The sequence below is a fragment of the Staphylococcus sp. HMSC034G07 genome (assembly GCF_001835975.1).
Lineage (GTDB): Bacteria > Bacillota > Bacilli > Staphylococcales > Staphylococcaceae > Staphylococcus > Staphylococcus ureilyticus.
In genome coordinates, this window is sequence record NZ_KV826609.1 from 378,394 (window position 1) to 396,731 (window position 18,338).

An 18,338-nucleotide genomic window follows, 5' to 3' on the forward strand; every position below is an offset into this window, starting at 1 on the left:
TATTATTGGTGAAATAATATAAATGTCAATTTCTATTGAAAAATTATAGAAATTGACATTTTGTTAATTTTAATGCAAATAAGATAAAGCCCACTTCCCATTTAAAGTTGTTTATGCAAAAATAAGATATTTTTGCTTCTATGTTTAATCTATTTTTTGATAAATCATTTGCACTACACCACTTTTATAAACATGTGTATTACATAATGAGATGTTGACGCGATTTTGATTGTGTTCAAAAAGAGGTTTTCCAGATCCTAAAATGACTGGGTGGATTGAAAGTCTATATTCGTCAATAAGGTTAAGATTTATAAAAGTTGTGATAATATTTGAGCCGCCATAGAGCCAAATGTCTTTGTTGCTATGTTTTTTGATTTTCAAAACCTTGCTACTGATATCATCACCGTTAATAAACTTTGTATGCGCTTTATCATTATAATTTTGGTTAGTAAACACAAATTTCTGCTTGCTATGAATTTGGTCCCACATCATTTTATCTCCAAATTGATCATCCTTTAAATTTGGCATAAATTCGCCCCATAAATCATAACTTTTCCTACCATATATAATAGTATCAATTTGTTCTAGAAAATGATTAAAGTTCATTTCTTCGTCCATGATGCACCAATCAACTTCTCCATTCGGCCCTTCTATATATCCATCCAATGTAATCGCTAAATCTAAAATAATTTTATTTGTGGTCATCATGATTACTCCTTATTTTGGTTATTATCATTATAGTTTATAAAATTACTATTTACAATAAAGCTAAGAATAATAAAAATGGACAGAAATCGATATAAAAAGGATTTCTGCCCAGTTCATTAATTAACTTGAATGAGTTTACTTTTAATCGCTATGATTATGTTCCACAATAAATTAAAATACCAAAATTTCATTTGTTTGCTAAATACTCGTAAAATGAATTGTCTCATTTGTTTGTGAAGATTTTTGTATTGCATCTATGATTGCTATTGATGGTAATGCATCTTTAACGTGTATATAGTTTTTAGTGTGATTATAAATGGAATCGTAGAATTGATTTATGAGTGTCCCATGACTTGGTCCATAATATGATTTTGTACCTGGCAATTTTTTATCTTCAATAATATGAATTTTGTAACCTTCTTTATTAACACGTGTAAGTATATTATCTTTAATTGTGAATTTTTCATTTTCAAAAATGACTTGAAGTTCGATACTTGAATTGCCAAAATTAGCATTAGTGGCAAAAAACATTCCATTCGCTCCATTTTTAAATTTAATATGTGCAGAAGCGGTATCTTCGACTTCAATTTGATAATCTAACAATTGTGATACATTGCCTTTAATTGTATCAACAGGGCCGCAAAGTAATTGCATTAAATCCAAGGTGTGTATGGCTTGATTGATTAATACACCACCTCCAGCAGTATCTAATTTTCCACGCCATGGTTTATCAGTATAATATGATTCAGGTCTGAACCAAGTAACGATACCTTTTATACCAATGATTTCACCAAACTTTTTGCTTTGTACTATCTGTTTTAAAGTTTGAAATGTTTCATTAAATCTATTTTGAAAGCAAACACATATTTTAGTATCTGGATATTTTTGCTCTAATTGTATTAATTTTAATCCTTCTTTAGCATTAATTGATAGAGGTTTTTCTTGCAAAACATGTATACCTCTTTCTACACAGGCAGTTGTCGCAGATACATGTAAATGATGAGGCAAACAAATATGTACACAATCTAGATCCACTTCTTTTAACATATTTTCAAAATTTGTAAAAAATTGAGCATTGGGTACTTTAGTTTGCATGGCGTTATCAATATCACATGCAGCTACTAATGCTACATTGGAATTTGCCTCTATCGTATTGAGATGTATTGCTGAAATATCACCTAGTCCTATAATTCCAATTTTCAACATATTACCAGCTCCGATTTTAAACATTTTTAATGTGCTTCGTTTTGAATTTGTTGCTTTAATGCATCTTTAAATTCTGAGGGATTTACTGGAACTGTTACTTCTTTACCTGTCCAACTAGATAAATAGATTGCATTTACTAAATTCACGCCATTTATGCCGTCATTTCCAGGCGCAATTAAAGGTGTCCCGTCAATGATATTAGCGGCAAAATTTTCTAATACATTTATATGTTGCTCACCCCATACACTTTCAAATTCAAATGTTTGCTGATCATAAATATTTTCTAATCCGTTGCCTTTAAAGATTTTAGCTGCTTCTTCCCAAGACATATTTCGATTCATTTGTGTTTCTGATTCTTTTAAACGTGTCAATGTGATTGTCTTACTATCTTCAACTAATATTTTGCCATTATCACCTGTGATTTCTAAACGATCAGTACCGATAATATCGTGGGTACATGTAATGAATACACCTGTCGCACCATTGCCATAATCTAGAATGGTTGTTACATCATCATCAACCGCTAAATCACGCTGATAGCCATATTTAATATTTGAAAACACAGATTTTGGCATCCCACATAGCCACTGTAATAGATCTATTTGGTGTGGCGCTTGGTTTACTAAAACACCGCCGCCTTCTTCTGACCATGTAGCTCTCCATGAACTTTGATCATAGTATGCTTGAGGACGCCACCAAGTCGTGATGATCCAATTCGTACGACGAATATTTCCAATTACACCGTCATCAATAAGAGATTTTACTTTTTGATAAAGTGGATTTGTGCGTTGATTAAAGAATATCGCAAATGTTAAATGTGGTTTGGATGCTGCTAATTCACTTATTTCTTTCACTTTTTCAGCATAAATATCAGCCGGCTTTTCAAGTAAAGCGTGAATATCCCGTTTTAAGGCTTCTTTACCTATATCAGTATGCAGATAATGAGGAACGGTTGTAACAATTGCATCAACATCCCCACTTTCTAGCATAGCGATATAGTCATTATAAAATGGTACATTAGGATAATGATTTTTTACTTCATTTTTCTTTTCAGTATTGATGTCGCAAATCGCTCCAATTTCAATTTGTGGAATTTTACCAGCTTTAATAAATTCAGCATACGTACTACCTTGAGCGCCCAAACCAATAATGCCTAAACGAATTTTTTTCATTGTGTATTCTCCTTATTGTTTATATTCGATAATATTTTCAAAAGTGCTTCATATTGCATTTTATATCCTTCTGCACCATCTTTTGCAGCAGAATTTTGAATTGTTTCAGTTGAATGTTCTAATTCTAAGTCTTTAATAGCATCAAAAACGACAAGATGCGGTTCAAGTGTTAAGAATCCTTGATAACCTGATTCAAAAAATTGTACTAAGATACTTTCAATCTGACCATCACCTGTACCACATAGCACATTAACATTATCTTTGTATACTGCATCTTTAATATGGATATACGCTATGTCATCTGAAAGTAAGTCGTAACAGTCCTGTGTATCTTCTCCACATTGGACAAAGTTCGCAAAATCAAATATCGCCTTGAAATTTGGAGAGTTTACTTCATCAAGAATAAGTTTACATCGACGAGCAATATCACCAAAAATATCTTTTTCATTTTCATGTAACAGTACAATATTGTATTGCTCAGCTATTTTTGCAAATTCCTTTAATTTTGAAATCACTACATTTTTATAATCATCAAAATTGTCTTTTTTAGGAATATAAAAACTAAATATTCTAATATACTGACAATTGAGCAATTGACTTATTTCACATAATGATTTGAGCATTACTAATTGTCTTTCAAACGCTGCTTCATCATCTATATAAATTTTGCCAATTGGTGAACCTATAGATGATACTCCGATATTCCATTGCTTTAAGCGAGGAATTACATCTTTCTTAATCATTTCTACTGAGTAATCACCAATATTTTTATCATCGATTCCACGTAAGGAAATATAGCTCATGCCTAGCTCATTTACCGTTTTTAACTGTGTTTGAAAATCTGAAGCGATTTCATCAGAAAATCCAGAGATCTCAATATTTTTAAACATCGTATCTACATCCTTATCATTTTGATAGCGCTTACTTAATTAAATGTAAATAAGCACAGAATATTTATTTTAGAGTAAACATTAAAACCAAGATTTATAACCCAGATCATATAAGTGGTCCCGGCTAATTGTTAAACAATTATATGGATCTTCGCCGTATAGCTCGTCTTGTTCAACGAAGAAATATTCACTGCCACTTTCACGTCCAATTTCAATAATATCCTTAAGCGGTAAAGTGCCTTTTCCTAATTCAGCAAATTGAGTAATCATATGTAACATATAATATAATTTTTCATGTCCTTCGCCAGGGTATTGTGACATATCTATTTCACCTACTCGATAGTCTTTTAAATGTATAGCACGAATACGATTTGCATATTTTGGAATGACATCTATTGGATTAAGTCCTGCTCTCCAAATCCAATGGATATCTAGTTCGAAACCTAAATGATTTGTATGATCTCTCATTAAATCAAGCATAAATTGTCCATTGTATTGAACAAATTCTAAATTATGGGCATGATAGTATAAATCAATGCCTTCTTCTTTAAGTCTTTTGGCATAAGTTTCACAAATTTCAGCAAATTGTAAGGTGCTTTCTTTGGATCCCATATAGTTAATTGGTAACATTCCTATTCTCAAAATAGAACAGTTCACAGCTTTACAATCAGCTACAATTTTATCGAAATCATCTTCTAATGTATCTCCAGGATATTTTTGTTTAGCAGATATATGTTCTACACCACAGGACATTGCTGCAATATTCATTCCAAAATCATTAATCGCTTGTTGCATTGCTTCAATATTCTGTGGGTTCATGTCGATTTGAGAAATTTCGACCGCATTATAACCTAAATCACTGACTTTCTTCAGTACGTTATATAATCCTTCTTCTTGTACTTTTTGTTTGAGCATCATCATTTGAACGCCAATTTGAGTTGATGTCATATTCATTCTTCCTTTCAAAAATATTTATATTTTAGTGTTATAATATAATTATAATTTGAGGGAAAAATAACAACATTGTAAATCATGGAAAAAAGTATGTTTTTTGAGCAGGAGGGATATTTTCATGAAAGATAGAGAAACATTTACCCAACAATTTGATACAATTTCATTACCCTTTGATGGTCAATACGCCGCATGGCATAAAATAAGTGACGGTCATTTTGGAAATGAATTACATTATCATGATCATTATGAAATATTTTTTTCATTATCTGGAAATTTGCTTTATACCATAGAAGGACAATCTTTTAATTTAGAGGTTGGCTCAATGCTCATTATTCCACCATACGAATTCCATCGTTTGGATGAACAAAAGGATGGTCACGCAGAGCGTATCGGCTTACGATTTGATGCTGAAATAATAAATGAACTTTCTGTAGAAAATTGTGATCTAAGCGTGTGTTTTGATAAATATTCATCTAAATTTAAATATCTATTGCAGTTATCGGAATATCAAAAAAGAGAATTATATTATTTGTTACAAGGTTTAATTAATGAACAAGATAATCAAGCTTTTGGTAAAGATTTAGCTGCTAAATCTTTACTGACACAGTTTTTAATCATACTTAATAGAGTAGCAATAGAAAATGAAGGTATCGTTGATTATAGTGATGACCCATCTAGTCACTTAGTTAGACAGGTATTAGACTATATGGAATTACATTACAGTCAGGAAATATCATTAGAGCAACTTGAAAATAAATTTTTTGTAAGTCGACATAAAATCACGCAACAATTTACAAAACTAGTTGGCTATCCACCATATCGTTATTTATTAAATCTGCGTTTGCAAAATGCTCAAAGGTTATTAAAAAATGGAGAAAATCCACAACAAGTAGCAACTCATTGTGGTTTTAGTGATTATTCGAATTTTTACAGAAGATTTAAAACCTCATATGGTTGTAGTCCGCGCGAATTTTCACAACAATATGATAATCATTAAATAACAATTATTTCATAACTAGTGTATTAAAATATTTATAGCAACATAAACTAATAGACCAGCCATGACAAAATTAAATATACGTTCATGTGTTGATATAAATGATTTAAATAAAGAACCTAAAACACCCCAACTCAAAGTACCTAAAAAACCGATAATAGCCAGTAAGATAATAAAGGGTAATTGTTTTTGCCAATCCGTAGAAAAAGGTGTGATAAAAGTAGAAATTACTGTTAAAGCATAAATAATTCCTTTAGGATTAATGAATTGTAGCATTACACCAGATTTTAAACCACTGAGCTTGTGACTAAAAGTTTGCTTTGTCCCATAAATAGAACTCATAGAAATCTTTAAAGCTAAATAAAGTAAATATATAAATGCAAATATTTTCATCAAAAATTCAATTTTAGGAAAAGCGGCATGCAAAGTTGTATTAAATATACTGGATATTAGTAACAACAAAAGAAAACCAAATCCAACACCAATTGAAAATCGTAAGCTGCTTTTAAAATTTAAATTTTGAGAAAAAAACAAAGCCATTATATTATTAGGACCGGGTGTAAAGCTTGCAACAACAGCATATATAAGCATAGATATTATTAACATTTTAATCTCCCCCACGTATCAAAACATTATAACGTCCAAATTTACGTTATAATGTTTGGTCTTTAAAGTATATGGTTTATACGTTATATTGTAAATAGAGGTGCTTAAATTGATGAGAGAAATTAACGACATTATAGCTGAAAATTTAAAATTATATAGAAAACAAAGTGGTTATTCATTGGAACAATTATCTGATGTCACAGGTGTAAGTAAAACAATGTTGGGACAAATAGAACGTAAGATATCCATTCCATCTATCACAACATTATGGAAGATAGCAAATGGTTTAAAAGTATCATTCACAGAATTAACACAAGAAAATAGCAATATTATACAGAAAGTTAGTTTGAATGAAATACAACCCTTAATTTCAGAAGATAATAAATATAAAGCATATCCTCTATTTAAGTTTGATATTGAAAAGAAGTTTGAAAGCTATATGGTTGTTATTGGAGTTGAAGGGCAAATGGACGGGTCGCCCCATGGATCAAATACAATGGAATATATCACAGTCTATGAAGGTACCTTAACACTTATATTAGATGGAGAAACCTTTGTTATTCATAAAAATGAAGCTATTAAATTCAATGGAAATATATTTCACCAATATTTAAACCAACATGATGAACCAGTGTACTTACATATGACTATTCATTATTAATATGTAATAATATCAATAGATTGAAATGAATATTTTTACAGCTTTTCATGTTTGATGATATGGATATGCTTAATTAGATAAATTCAGGGAGGACAATATTTTGGTCAATCCTCAGATGAAAGATTTAAAACCACTTGAAATAATATTATTAATAATAGCTACAATGTTATTTGTTTTTCATATATTCATAAGTTTTAATATCATTCATGTATCTGTTCTACTATCCATCTTAAGTCTAACTCTATCTATTTTCATTTTAAGTTATGTATTTTTTAAGCAAAATTTTAAAGTTACAGGCTACATCTGCTTAGCTTGTGCTTTATTATTAGTAATAATATCTTTCGTATAATACAAAAGCACTTAAATAATTTAGGTGCTTTTTATTTTATATTCAAATAATCACAATGACTTTCAATAGTAAAATAATGCTAGAGCGGGCATTTGAATGTTATCAAAAATGAAATAAACACATAAAAATACAACGACGCTGAACGCCGTTGTATTGGGATTAGTAAACTATTTTGTGTTGTGGATTAAGATTCTAATAGTAAATCTTCTGGATTTTCAATTAATTCTTTAATAGTTTTTAAGAAACCTACTGCTTCTTTACCATCGATGATTCTATGATCATAACTTAATGCAATGTACATCATCGGACGGTTTTCAATTGTGTCTGCGTCGATAGCAATCGGACGTGTAATAATAGAATGCATACCTAGAATCGCAGCTTGGCTACCATTAATAATTGGTGTAGACATCATTGAACCAAAGATACCACCATTGGTAATAGTAAATGAGCCATTTACCATATCATCTAAACCTAATTTTTTATCACGCGCTTTGATAGCTAAATTAGCTATTTCATCTTCAATTTCGGCAAAGTTTTTCTTATCACAATCTCTTACAAATGGTACGAGTAATCCGTCATCTGTAGATACGGCAACCCCGATGTCATAGTATTGTTTTGTAATCATGTCTTCACCATCAATTTCAGCGTTTACTTCAGGGTACTTTTTCAATGCTGCTACTGATGCTTTTGTAAAGAATGACATGAAACCTAGTTTTGTACCATCATGATCTTTAATGAATTGTTCTTTTTTACGTTTACGTAAGTTCATCACATTTGTCATATCAACTTCATTAAATGTTGTTAGCATTGCTGTATTATTAGATACTTCTAATAACTTTTTGGAAGCTGTTTTCTTACGACGAGACATTTTTTCTCTGATAACTGGTTTTGTTGGGTTTTGTGGAGCTGCTTGTTTTTTAGGTTCTTCTTTTGATGATGATTGTGCAGCTTGTTCATTCTTATTATTTTGTGATTGATCAACATGTTCTTTTCTAACAACATCATTTGATTGCGTTGCTACTTCGGATAAGTCAATGCCTTTTTCACGTGCATATTTACGTGCAGATGGTGTCGCATTAACACGTTGTCCTTTATTTTGTGAATCGTCAGCAGTACTTTCATTATCATTTTGAGCTTCTGATTTTGGTTGCTCTGATTTTGGTTGCTCTGATTTTTCGTTACTATCAGCTGCTTGTGATTCAGAATTATCTTGTTTAGGTGCTTCTGAATTATTATTGCCACTTCCTTCGCCTACAACAGCGATAGATTGGCCAACTTCTACCGTATCACCTTCATTTGCAAGTAATTCTTGCAATACACCAGCTTCTTCAGAAACTACTTCGACGTTTACTTTATCTGTTTCTAATTCAAGGATAGCTTCACCTTTATCTACACTATCACCGACTTGTTTTAACCATTCTGCAATGGTACCTTCTGTAATGGATTCTGCTAATTCTGGAACTTTTACCTCTGGCATGCTTAACTTCCCCCTAGTTAAATTTTGTGCTTTGTTCGATTATCATATTTTGAACAAGTTTGTGTATTTCTCCATCACCTTCAGCAGGAGCTGAACGTTGAATACGGCCATGATAGCTTAAATCGTATTTATCTGTAGTTAATTCTTTCAGATATGGATAAACAAATGACCAAGCGCCTTGGTTCTTAGGTTCTTCTTGTACCCAAGCTACATTTTCTAAATGAGGTAATTCATTTAGTAATGTTTCAATTTCTTCAGCTGGGAATGGATATAATCTTTCCACGGCAACTAGTAAAATTGAATTATTTGGATTTTTTGCTAAATATTCTTTTAAATCAATAAACATTTTACCTGACGCTAGAATTACTTTTTTAACAGCTTCTTTATCATGTTCTTCTGGTAAAATTGGTTCGAATTTTCCAGATGTAAATTTATCAATTGGGTCAGCAACTGTTTTATTACGTAAGAGACTCTTAGGAGACATTACTACTAGTGGTCTCATTGATTGTGTACCTAAGCTAGCAGCTTGAGCTCTCAGTAAATGGAAGTAGTTACTTGAGCTTGATAAGTTTACTACTGTACTGTTATTTTCCCCAGCTAATTGTAAGAATCTTTCTAAACGTGCAGATGAATGTTCAGGCCCTTGACCTTCAAATGAATGAGGTAAGAATAGTGTTAAACCTGAACGTTCACCCCATTTAGCTCTAGCACTAAATAAGAAGTTATCGAATATCATTTGAGCCATATTAGAAAAGTCTCCATATTGGGCTTCCCAAATTGTCATACAATCTTTATTTTGCACATTATAACCATATTCAAAACCAACAACCGCTGCTTCTGATAGTGGCGAGTTACGCACTTCAAAAGTTGCTTTTTGTCCTGGAACATTGTGAAGTGGGATATATTCTTCACCTGAATCAGGGTCATGGAGTACGGCGTGACGGTGACTGAATGTACCACGTTCACTATCTTGTCCAGTTAAGCGAATAGGCGTACCTTTTTGAGTGATTGTTGCGAATGCTAATTGTTCTGCTTGAGCCCAATCAACTAATCCATCTTCGCTCTCAAAAGGCTCTCTTCTTTTCTCTAAGACTTTATTCAATTTTTTAAGAACATTAAAGTTAGATGGATATGATAGCATTGCATCATTAATTTCTTTAAGTTGTTCATAACTTACATCCACATCGACACTTTGGAGTGGTTCGGCAAGACTATCTGGTTTTTGCATATCTGGATTATCCATCTTGTCGTTTTTATCTATTTCATCATGAGCGGCACGGAGTTCTTTTTGAACTTCATCAAAGATTTGATTCATTTGATCTTCAGAAATAATATTATCTTGAACTAATTGATGACCATAAAGTACATCAACAGGGTCATGTTTTCGAATATTATGGTATGGTAACGGATTGGTAATGGATGGTTCATCCATCTCATTGTGCCCATATCTACGATAACCAACCAAATCAATGACAACATCTTTATGGAATTCTTTTCTAAACGCCATAGCAATTTCAATTGCTTCAATAGTTGCTTCAACATTATCTGCATTAACATGCATGATAGGTACATCGTAGCCTTTTGCAACATCAGATGAATACGTTGTAGAACGACCATCTTCTGGCTCAGTTGTAAAGCCAATTCTATTATTAGTGATAATATGGAGTGTACCACCTGTTGAATAGCCGTCTAAATTTTCTAAATTCATAGCTTCGAAGTTAATACCTTGTCCTGGGTAAGCAGCATCACCATGAATCAATATCGGCATAGATTTATGGAAATCAGTATGAACTTTTCCAGGTTTGTCGGTATCATCTTGATTTGCACGTGTTTTACCTAATACAACCGGCGCAACGATTTCAAGATGACTTGGATTATTCGCAAGGGAAATGCGCTGCTCACTTCCATAAGAATTTGTAGTTTTTACACCACCGAGATGGTATTTTACATCTCCTGACCAACCTGAAGTTAATTCTAAACTACCATCTTTTGGTAGGAATTTCATTGGATCAGTGTGCATGAATTCAGAAATCATCATTTGATATGGTTTTTCTAACACATGTGTAAGTACATTTAATCTACCACGGTGGGCCATACCTATTTGTATATTTTGAATGCCTTCGTCACTAGCAAGTCTTAATGTTTGTTGTAACATTGGCACGAGTGTGTCTACACCTTCTATTGAGAAACGTTTTGCGCCCACAAAGTTTTTGTGTAAATATTTTTCGAAGCCTTCTACATGTGCTAAGTTTTTAAATAATTCAATCTTTTGATTATCGTTTAATGTTGCTTTGTATGGTGTTTCTATTCTACGTTTTAACCATACACGTTCCCTATTGTTATTGATATGTGTATATTCAAATGCAATAGGTCCTTTATAACGTTTTTCCATACGAACAATAGCTTCATAAGCATTATCGTAAATATCTTTAAAGTGTTCAGATACAATACCTGCTGAAATTGACTCTAGTGTTTCTTTATCCAAATTAAAATCTTCAATATTTAATTTTGGAACATTTTCTCTTTCAGGTTTGTTAACTGGATAAATATCTGCCAATAAATGCCCATATTGACGTATGTTATCTATGAGACGCATAACACGTTTAATCGTGCTATCAGCTTTAGTCGTATTTTGTTGACCATCAGCTGTATTTGTTGTGATGTTTGCTTCACCGTTTTTGATTGTACTAAATAGGACTTGTAAATCTTCAGGGACTGAAGCTGGATCATTCAAATATAAATCATATAGATCTAAAATGTATCCAAGATTTGCCCCGAAATTTACAGGTGCCTGGGTAACCTGACTTTCGTTGCTCATATTACACCCTCCACAAAATAGTTAAAACGCTTACAAATCAATAATAGCATTAAATAAACGCAAATTAAAGTATCAATAACTAGTTATATGAAAAAAGCAGAACCTGATTTTATTTGGCTCTGCTAATTGTATTTTCATTTTATAGCGTAACATATTTTTACTTGAATGAGTAACCTGTTAATAATCAAAATGTGATTTTAAATGTCGTGTATTTTCCTACTTCACTTTCTACATGAATTGTCCCATGATTTAATTCAATGATTTTTTTAGCTATCGACAAACCTAAACCATTGCCGCCTAACTTTCTGGAACGGGATTTATCAACTCTATAGAATCTGTCAAAAATAAAATCTATATCCTCTTTTGGAATACCTACACCATGGTCAGTGATTTCAATTGATATTTGTTTGTTCCTTAGATTTGTTTGAATTTGAATATATTTATTAACTTGATCATATTTCATGGCGTTATCAATGAAGATAATTAGTACTTGTTCAAATTGATAACGGTCTATTTTTATATTAAGCGGTTTTTGATAAGGTACAAATTCAAAAACATAATCTTGATGAAGTTGTTTTAGTGATTTAATTCTGGATGTAATCTCTTGATTAATTTCTACACTTTCGGTTTCATTTTCTTTACTATTGTTGTTATCTTTTGTTAACAATAATAATTCTTCAACTAATTTTGTAATTCTAGTCATTTCTTCTAAGGATATGTCGAGTGACTCTTCAAGAATTGCTGCATCTTTTTTGCCCCACCGCTGTATCAAATTTAAGTGACCCTGAATAATTTGTAATGGAGTTCGTAGCTCATGTGAAGCATCTTCAACAAATTGACGCTGTTGGTTAAACGATTCTTCTAATTGGAACATCATTTCATTAAAAGTGACAATTAAATTATCTGTTTCTTCATAATTAGTAACTAAGTCCACTTTTTCTTGGAAACCATCACGACGAATTTGCTGCATTTTATTAGACATTAAGATTAATGGTTTTGTAATTTGTGCAGAGAAGAAATAACTTACCATTGCAGTTATAAAAGTAGCAATCACTCCAAATATGAGTGCAATAAAATACAATGAATTGACGAGTGCATTATAATTCTCTAAAGAATGAATGATTACGCTATATCCTTTAAAATGGTGCGTATTAATCCGGTTTGTAATAATTAAATAATCGTTGTTATGGTATTTTTTTATTAAAGCCGTATCAATTTCTTTAGGTTTGAAATTAGGTGAATAAACGATATCGTTGTCATTTGAAGTCTCTATTTGTTTTTCACCATTTTTATTATAAAGAATCACTTTTTGAAAATTACCTAACGAAGCATTTAAGTCTAATGGTGTAATATCGTTTAATTGTTTAGATTCGAAAAGTTGAATGATATCCGATGAACTTCTTTCAGCTTCGCTTAGTTCGTTGTGACGTAATGCGTTACTTAGAAAGAATATGATAATTAAACTAAATATAAATATGGTTGAAAATGTAATCGTTGTTGTGATAATCATCCACTTGGTTTTTAATTTACGCTGTTTCATTTTCTAACCACATATCCCACGCCACGTACAGTTTCTATGATTTTATCTTTATTATATGGTTTAAGCTTATTTCTTAAATAGCGGATGTATACATCAACAACGTTAGTTTCAACTTCTGAATCATACCCCCACACATCTGCGATAATTTGTTCTCGCTGTAATACATGATTACGATTTTCAGCTAATAAGGTCAATAAATCATATTCTGTTTTCGTCAAATCTAAAGAATTACCATCTACAGTTACTTTAAAGCCATCTCTATCTATAATAATGCCTTGCATGTCGATGATGTTCTTTTGTGGCTGTCTACGTAACATTGCTCTTATTCTTGCTAATAATTCTTCAATATCAAAGGGTTTTACTATATAATCATCTGCCCCATAATCTAATCCAGCTACTTTATCGTAAGTGTCACTTTTTGCTGTGATAATAATTATAGGAGTGGATTTATTTTGTCTGACTTGTCTACAAATTTCTAAACCATTAATATTAGGTAGCATCAAATCTAACAAAATCAAATCGTAATCATTTGTTAAAGCTTTTTCTAACCCAGGTTTGCCATCATATTCAATATCTACTGCATAGTTTTCGTGCTCTAATTCTAACTCGATGAAACGTGCAAGATTTTGTTCATCTTCAACAATTAAAATTTTTGTCATTGCTTACACCTCAAAATATATAATATATGAAATAACAGTTTATAGAAAGTAACAGGGTATTAAAAATAAAATAAGATATTGAATATAAATAAGTATAACGATGTTGAAATAAAAAATAAGAAAATATTCGAAATCTAATTGACAATTATTCTCAGTGTTGTATAATGTAATTGAAAATGATTATCAATACTACATAGACATTCCCCCCACACATATTTGTTTTAGTAGAATTGATCATTTTCGTAAATATCCCCTTTTATATGCCCGTAAAAGACTAACGTTGTAAATCAACGTATATATAGAAACCGGTTTGCATTATGAAATCGGTTTTTATAATAATTTTTGACACAATTAAATTAAGTTTGAGATATAAGTATCTCAGATGAATTTAAAAAATGGCAATTTCTATTTTATATAGAAATTGCCATTTGTTCTATTTCGTTATTTTTTAAATTTTTAATTTGTGTCTTAATATTAATGTTGATAATACGACACAAAAAGCACCACCAATGATACCAGCAATGATATCAGTTGGATAATGAACACCAAGATATACTCTTGATGATGAAATTAAAATAATAAATAGTGCTGAAAGACCTATCATAATTCCTTTTGTTTTACCTTTCAAGACACGATTAGCAATGTAAATGGTACTGCCAAAGAAAGCGGCTGACCCCATTGCGTGTCCACTTGGAAAACTAAAACCAGAGATATCTATGAGACGTAATAGTGTAGGTCGTTCTCTGTCAAATACGTTTTTTAATAATGGGTTTAAAGTACTTGATAAACTCATTGCTATTGCAAAGAAAAGTGCCTCTATATTTAATTTTTTAAGCATTAAATAGGCGATAAGTAATAATGATAAACAAACCATTGCCCATACTTCCCCGATTTTAGTTACTCCTAAGAAAAATGTAGTAGTTATAAAACTTTCAGAAGAATATATGAATTCATAAACTTCATTGTCTATCCATTTCCCTAATCTTGATTCATGGAAGGATGCAATAATGCCAAAAATTAATGTAAAAATAATGAGTAGACTTATTCTTTTCCAACGACTCATTGCGTATCCTCCCTATTATTAGTTATTTGCATCTTTAATAATTTTATGAAATAAATCTTGGCGTGTAAAACTTTCTTTGTATGTTTGCATCTGAGTTATAATAGATTCACGGTGAGTTTCGATATCTTTTAACTGATCGATGAGTTTATCCTCGGTTAAAGTGTCTTCAGGAATTGTTCTTCCAAAACCTTTAGATTCAAAATTTTTCGCATTGTCAATTTGATCTCCTCTAGATTGGTCAAGGCCTAATGGAATTAAGAGCATTGGAATTCTTAATGCCAAGAATTCATATATAGCGTTTGAGCCAGCACGACTAATAACTGTGTCTGTTATCGCTAATAAATCAGTTAAATCGTCTTTAACAAATTCAAACTGAACGTATCCTTCTTTATTTGTCAAGGATTGATCCAGCAATCCTTTACCAGTTAAATGGATCACTTGATAATTATTTAATAATGCGTCTAAATTATCTCTAATAATATCATTTAACTTTTTACTTCCAAGGCTACCACCCATGATTAATAAAACCTTTTTATTATCTTTAAATTCTGTTAATTGATAGCCTCTATTTTTATCACCACTTTTTAAATCTTCCCGCACTGTAGCACCTACAAAATCCGCTTTTTCACTCGGCAGGTATTGTAATGTATCCTCAAAGGTTGTATAAATCTTTTTAGCAAACTTTAAAGCAATTTTATTTGCTAGTCCGGGTGTTAAATCAGATTCATGTATAATAGTTGGAATTTTTAGGGATTTAGCAGCGATAACTACAGGGACAGATACAAAACCACCTTTTGAGAATAATAGGTCAGGTTTTTCTTTTTTTAAAATGCGTCTTGAATCGAAGATACCTTTTAATACTTTAAAAATATCTTTAATATTTTCAAAAGAGATGTATCGTCTTAATTTACCGCTTGAAATTTTATGATATGGGATTTCTGGTAATTGGGATTCAATCATTTCTCGTTCCATACCATTTTTGGAGCCGATATAAAATGCTTCATGTCCTTCTTCTAAAGCTGTTGGAATCAAACTTAGATTAACAGAAACATGTCCAACAGTACCGCCACCAGTAAATGCGATTTTTGTCATATTATTACCTCTATTCTTCTAATTTTTTATAATAGGCATAGAATGGTTCTCCTTTATCGAAAGGAGGATAATCAATATTTACTTCACCTAATTTGATAAAGCCAAATTTTTGGAATAATCCTTGAGCACGTTTATTCAATGCAAAAGTGTCAGTTAACATTACATGTACATTATCTCGTAAAGCAAGGTTAACAGCAAAATCAAATAATTTTGTAGCAGCACCTTTATATTCTGATGAGGCTGCCAATCTATGAATAACGTATGCATTTTTTCTATCAATTGGCCATGCCAGTTCATCATACCACTCAGATTGTTGCTGGTCGACAACTATAAAGGCAAAAATTGTATCTTTTTCTTCTAAAACAAACAATGAATCTTTACTAATATCTTCTTTGAAATGTGATTTTAATGGATATTGTTCATCCCATTGGTTGTTGTTTTCTTGTTGCATTATTGACTTTGCTTCTTCTACAATCGTTAAAATAGTTGGTAAATCTTCTACGGTACCTAATCTTATCATGCGAGGTTCACCTCTTTATTTTAATTTGTTTAATAGGGTTTGTAATACAGTATCTTCTTTATTTGCTTTATTAACTAAAGCTTGTGTGAATTTATCATTGGTTTGTTTGTTGAATTTTCCATTAACTGTTAAATTATTATCTTTTTGGAATGATTTAATAGCATCTTCTAATTCTTTATCAAAGCGTTTAGATTTATTATTAGACTGATAGTTTAATGCAGATAGACCCACTTTAATTGTTTTAACATGTTTGTCTTCATCACCCAACTGGTATGTCTGTGTATTAGGAATGACGCTTAAAGATTGATATTCAGGTTCATTAATTTTTGTATCAGGTTTAATGCCTTTCCCATGAATATAACGAGATTTTGGAGTCAACCATTTCATATTCGTAAATTTTAATAGTGAACCATCATTAAATTCATGTGTGGTTTGTACTATGCCTTTACCAAAAGTTTTTGAACCGTAAATTTTAGCTTTATTATAATCCATCATAGCACCAGTGAATACTTCTGACGCACTGGCCGAACCTTTATTCACTAAAATTGAAACATCCATATCCTTAGCTTCTTTGCTTGCATCGTTTGATGTTTTTATTTGTTCTTTTTGATCGCCTTTTTCAAGTTGAACTGCGGTTTTTCCTTTATCCACGAAAATATTTACCATTTTCACAGCTTCATCAAGCAACCCACCGGGATTATTACGTAAATCGAGAACAATTTTTCTAATTCCATCTTTATGAGCTTTAATAATTAAAGATTTTAATTCACCAGAAGTACTACTTTGAAATTTATTTATTGTAAACACACCAGTATTTCCATGTTTTTCATATTCAACACTTTTAACATGTATTTTATCCCTTTTAATAGTGATGTCGTGTTCTTGGTTCGCTCTTTCAATTGTTAATGTAACTTTTGAACCTTGTTTTCCACGCACTTTTTTGACTATAGCTTCAAGTGGTTGACCTTTAATAGATTTACCATTCACCTTAGTCACTACATCTTTAGGTTGAATGCCAGCTTTTTCTGCAGGAGAGTTTTTCATAGGGCTTGTAATTTGAATTTTATCTCCCTTTTTTTGCATTTCTGCACCAATACCCACAAAATCACCTGAGACATCCTCGTTAAACGATTTAGATTCTTTTTTAGTCATATATTCCGAATATGGATCATCTAAATCTTTTACCATTCCCTTAATTGCAGATTCCGATATTTTTTCTGAATCTGTATTTTTATAATATTCCTTATTTAAAATACTATAGACATCTTCAACCTTTTTCATTTCTGTTCTTTGTTTTCCATCTAACCCACTTGTCCAGTTCATGACTGCTATGGTTGCAAAAACTGTTAAAACTGCTGTTATAAGCACAATACTTATGATTGTTAAAATGAAATTTTTCCGTTTAAAGCTCATATTTTTAGTGGAATATTTGTTATTAGCATCGTTATTTTTAGTTTCTTCGTGGTTTTCATTTTGCATGTCTGATCTTTCCGACATTTTATCACTTCCTAAATATATGTATAATTCAAATCGAAATTTTATTGATTTGAAAATAAAAGTAGCTGGGATTGAATCATTAAAGATTAATCCCAGCTCTCTATGATACTTTATTATTTTAATATACTT

The 18,338-nt window shown here is 31.3% G+C and carries 16 protein-coding genes; 2 read left to right on the top strand and 14 right to left on the bottom strand.

What is annotated here, in order from left to right; genetic code table 11:
• Positions 1-144: 144 nt before the first annotated feature.
• From HMPREF2586_RS09805 to HMPREF2586_RS09825, 5 genes are all read right to left on the bottom strand, one after another.
• The gene (locus tag HMPREF2586_RS09805) at positions 145-708 is read right to left on the bottom strand and encodes a dihydrofolate reductase family protein (RefSeq protein WP_046208282.1); all 564 of its coding nucleotides are present in this window, start codon (positions 706-708) and stop codon (positions 145-147) included.
• A 198-nt stretch (positions 709-906) separates the two neighbouring features.
• The gene (locus tag HMPREF2586_RS09810) at positions 907-1,914 is read right to left on the bottom strand and encodes a Gfo/Idh/MocA family protein (RefSeq protein WP_046208360.1); all 1,008 of its coding nucleotides are present in this window, start codon (positions 1,912-1,914) and stop codon (positions 907-909) included.
• 26 nt (positions 1,915-1,940) lie between these two features.
• The gene (locus HMPREF2586_RS09815) at positions 1,941-3,086 is read right to left on the bottom strand and encodes a Gfo/Idh/MocA family protein (RefSeq protein WP_046208281.1); all 1,146 of its coding nucleotides are present in this window, start codon (positions 3,084-3,086) and stop codon (positions 1,941-1,943) included.
• Positions 3,083-3,976, bottom strand: a complete 894-nt coding sequence (locus HMPREF2586_RS09820) for a sugar phosphate isomerase/epimerase family protein (protein WP_046208280.1) — start codon at positions 3,974-3,976, stop codon at positions 3,083-3,085. The genes HMPREF2586_RS09815 and HMPREF2586_RS09820 overlap by 4 nt, the downstream gene beginning before the upstream one ends.
• Before the next feature lie 81 nt (positions 3,977-4,057).
• Positions 4,058-4,924: a sugar phosphate isomerase/epimerase family protein gene (locus HMPREF2586_RS09825; protein WP_064208962.1), complete on the bottom strand. Its 867-nt coding sequence runs from the start codon at positions 4,922-4,924 to the stop codon at positions 4,058-4,060.
• A gap of 124 nt (positions 4,925-5,048) precedes the next feature.
• On the opposite strand from HMPREF2586_RS09825, the gene HMPREF2586_RS09830 reads away from it, so the two are divergent.
• A complete protein-coding gene (locus HMPREF2586_RS09830; RefSeq protein ID WP_046208278.1) occupies positions 5,049-5,927 on the top strand; it encodes an AraC family transcriptional regulator in 879 nt (292 codons plus the stop codon).
• 18 nt (positions 5,928-5,945) lie between these two features.
• Here HMPREF2586_RS09830 and HMPREF2586_RS09835 read toward each other — a convergent pair whose 3' ends face one another.
• Positions 5,946-6,533, bottom strand: coding sequence for a LysE family translocator (locus tag HMPREF2586_RS09835; RefSeq protein WP_064208961.1), 588 nt, complete (start codon positions 6,531-6,533; stop codon positions 5,946-5,948).
• A 112-nt stretch (positions 6,534-6,645) separates the two neighbouring features.
• On the opposite strand from HMPREF2586_RS09835, the gene HMPREF2586_RS09840 reads away from it, so the two are divergent.
• On the top strand, positions 6,646-7,194 hold the full coding sequence (locus HMPREF2586_RS09840; protein WP_064208960.1) for a helix-turn-helix domain-containing protein: 549 nt from the start codon (positions 6,646-6,648) through the stop codon (positions 7,192-7,194).
• Positions 7,195-7,727: 533 nt separating this feature from the next.
• Here HMPREF2586_RS09840 and odhB read toward each other — a convergent pair.
• The 8 genes from odhB to HMPREF2586_RS09885 form a co-directional block, all read right to left on the bottom strand.
• Positions 7,728-9,020 (bottom strand): 2-oxoglutarate dehydrogenase complex dihydrolipoyllysine-residue succinyltransferase, encoded by a 1,293-nt coding sequence (odhB, locus tag HMPREF2586_RS09850; RefSeq protein ID WP_070658539.1) that lies wholly within the window; start codon positions 9,018-9,020, stop codon positions 7,728-7,730.
• Between the two features lie 13 nt (positions 9,021-9,033).
• Positions 9,034-11,838 carry a 2-oxoglutarate dehydrogenase E1 component gene (locus tag HMPREF2586_RS09855; protein ID WP_046208273.1) on the bottom strand — a complete coding sequence of 935 codons (2,805 nt, stop codon included), beginning with the start codon at positions 11,836-11,838 and terminating at the stop codon, positions 9,034-9,036.
• Positions 11,839-12,022: 184 nt separating this feature from the next.
• Positions 12,023-13,378: a HAMP domain-containing sensor histidine kinase gene (locus tag HMPREF2586_RS09860; RefSeq protein ID WP_046208272.1), complete on the bottom strand. Its 1,356-nt coding sequence runs from the start codon at positions 13,376-13,378 to the stop codon at positions 12,023-12,025.
• Complete coding sequence (locus tag HMPREF2586_RS09865; protein ID WP_046208271.1) at positions 13,375-14,037, bottom strand: response regulator transcription factor; 663 nt, start codon at positions 14,035-14,037, stop codon at positions 13,375-13,377. The genes HMPREF2586_RS09860 and HMPREF2586_RS09865 overlap by 4 nt, the downstream gene beginning before the upstream one ends.
• Positions 14,038-14,485: 448 nt before the next feature.
• A complete protein-coding gene (locus HMPREF2586_RS09870) occupies positions 14,486-15,100 on the bottom strand; it encodes a phosphatase PAP2 family protein (RefSeq protein WP_046208270.1) in 615 nt (204 codons plus the stop codon).
• Positions 15,101-15,118: 18 nt separating this feature from the next.
• Positions 15,119-16,192: an undecaprenyldiphospho-muramoylpentapeptide beta-N-acetylglucosaminyltransferase gene (locus HMPREF2586_RS09875; protein ID WP_046208269.1), complete on the bottom strand. Its 1,074-nt coding sequence runs from the start codon at positions 16,190-16,192 to the stop codon at positions 15,119-15,121.
• Between the two features lie 10 nt (positions 16,193-16,202).
• Positions 16,203-16,712, bottom strand: coding sequence for a GNAT family N-acetyltransferase (locus HMPREF2586_RS09880; RefSeq protein ID WP_064208958.1), 510 nt, complete (start codon positions 16,710-16,712; stop codon positions 16,203-16,205).
• 15 nt (positions 16,713-16,727) lie between these two features.
• On the bottom strand, positions 16,728-18,209 hold the full coding sequence (locus HMPREF2586_RS09885; protein WP_070812730.1) for a S41 family peptidase: 1,482 nt from the start codon (positions 18,207-18,209) through the stop codon (positions 16,728-16,730).
• Positions 18,210-18,338: the final 129 nt, after the last annotated feature.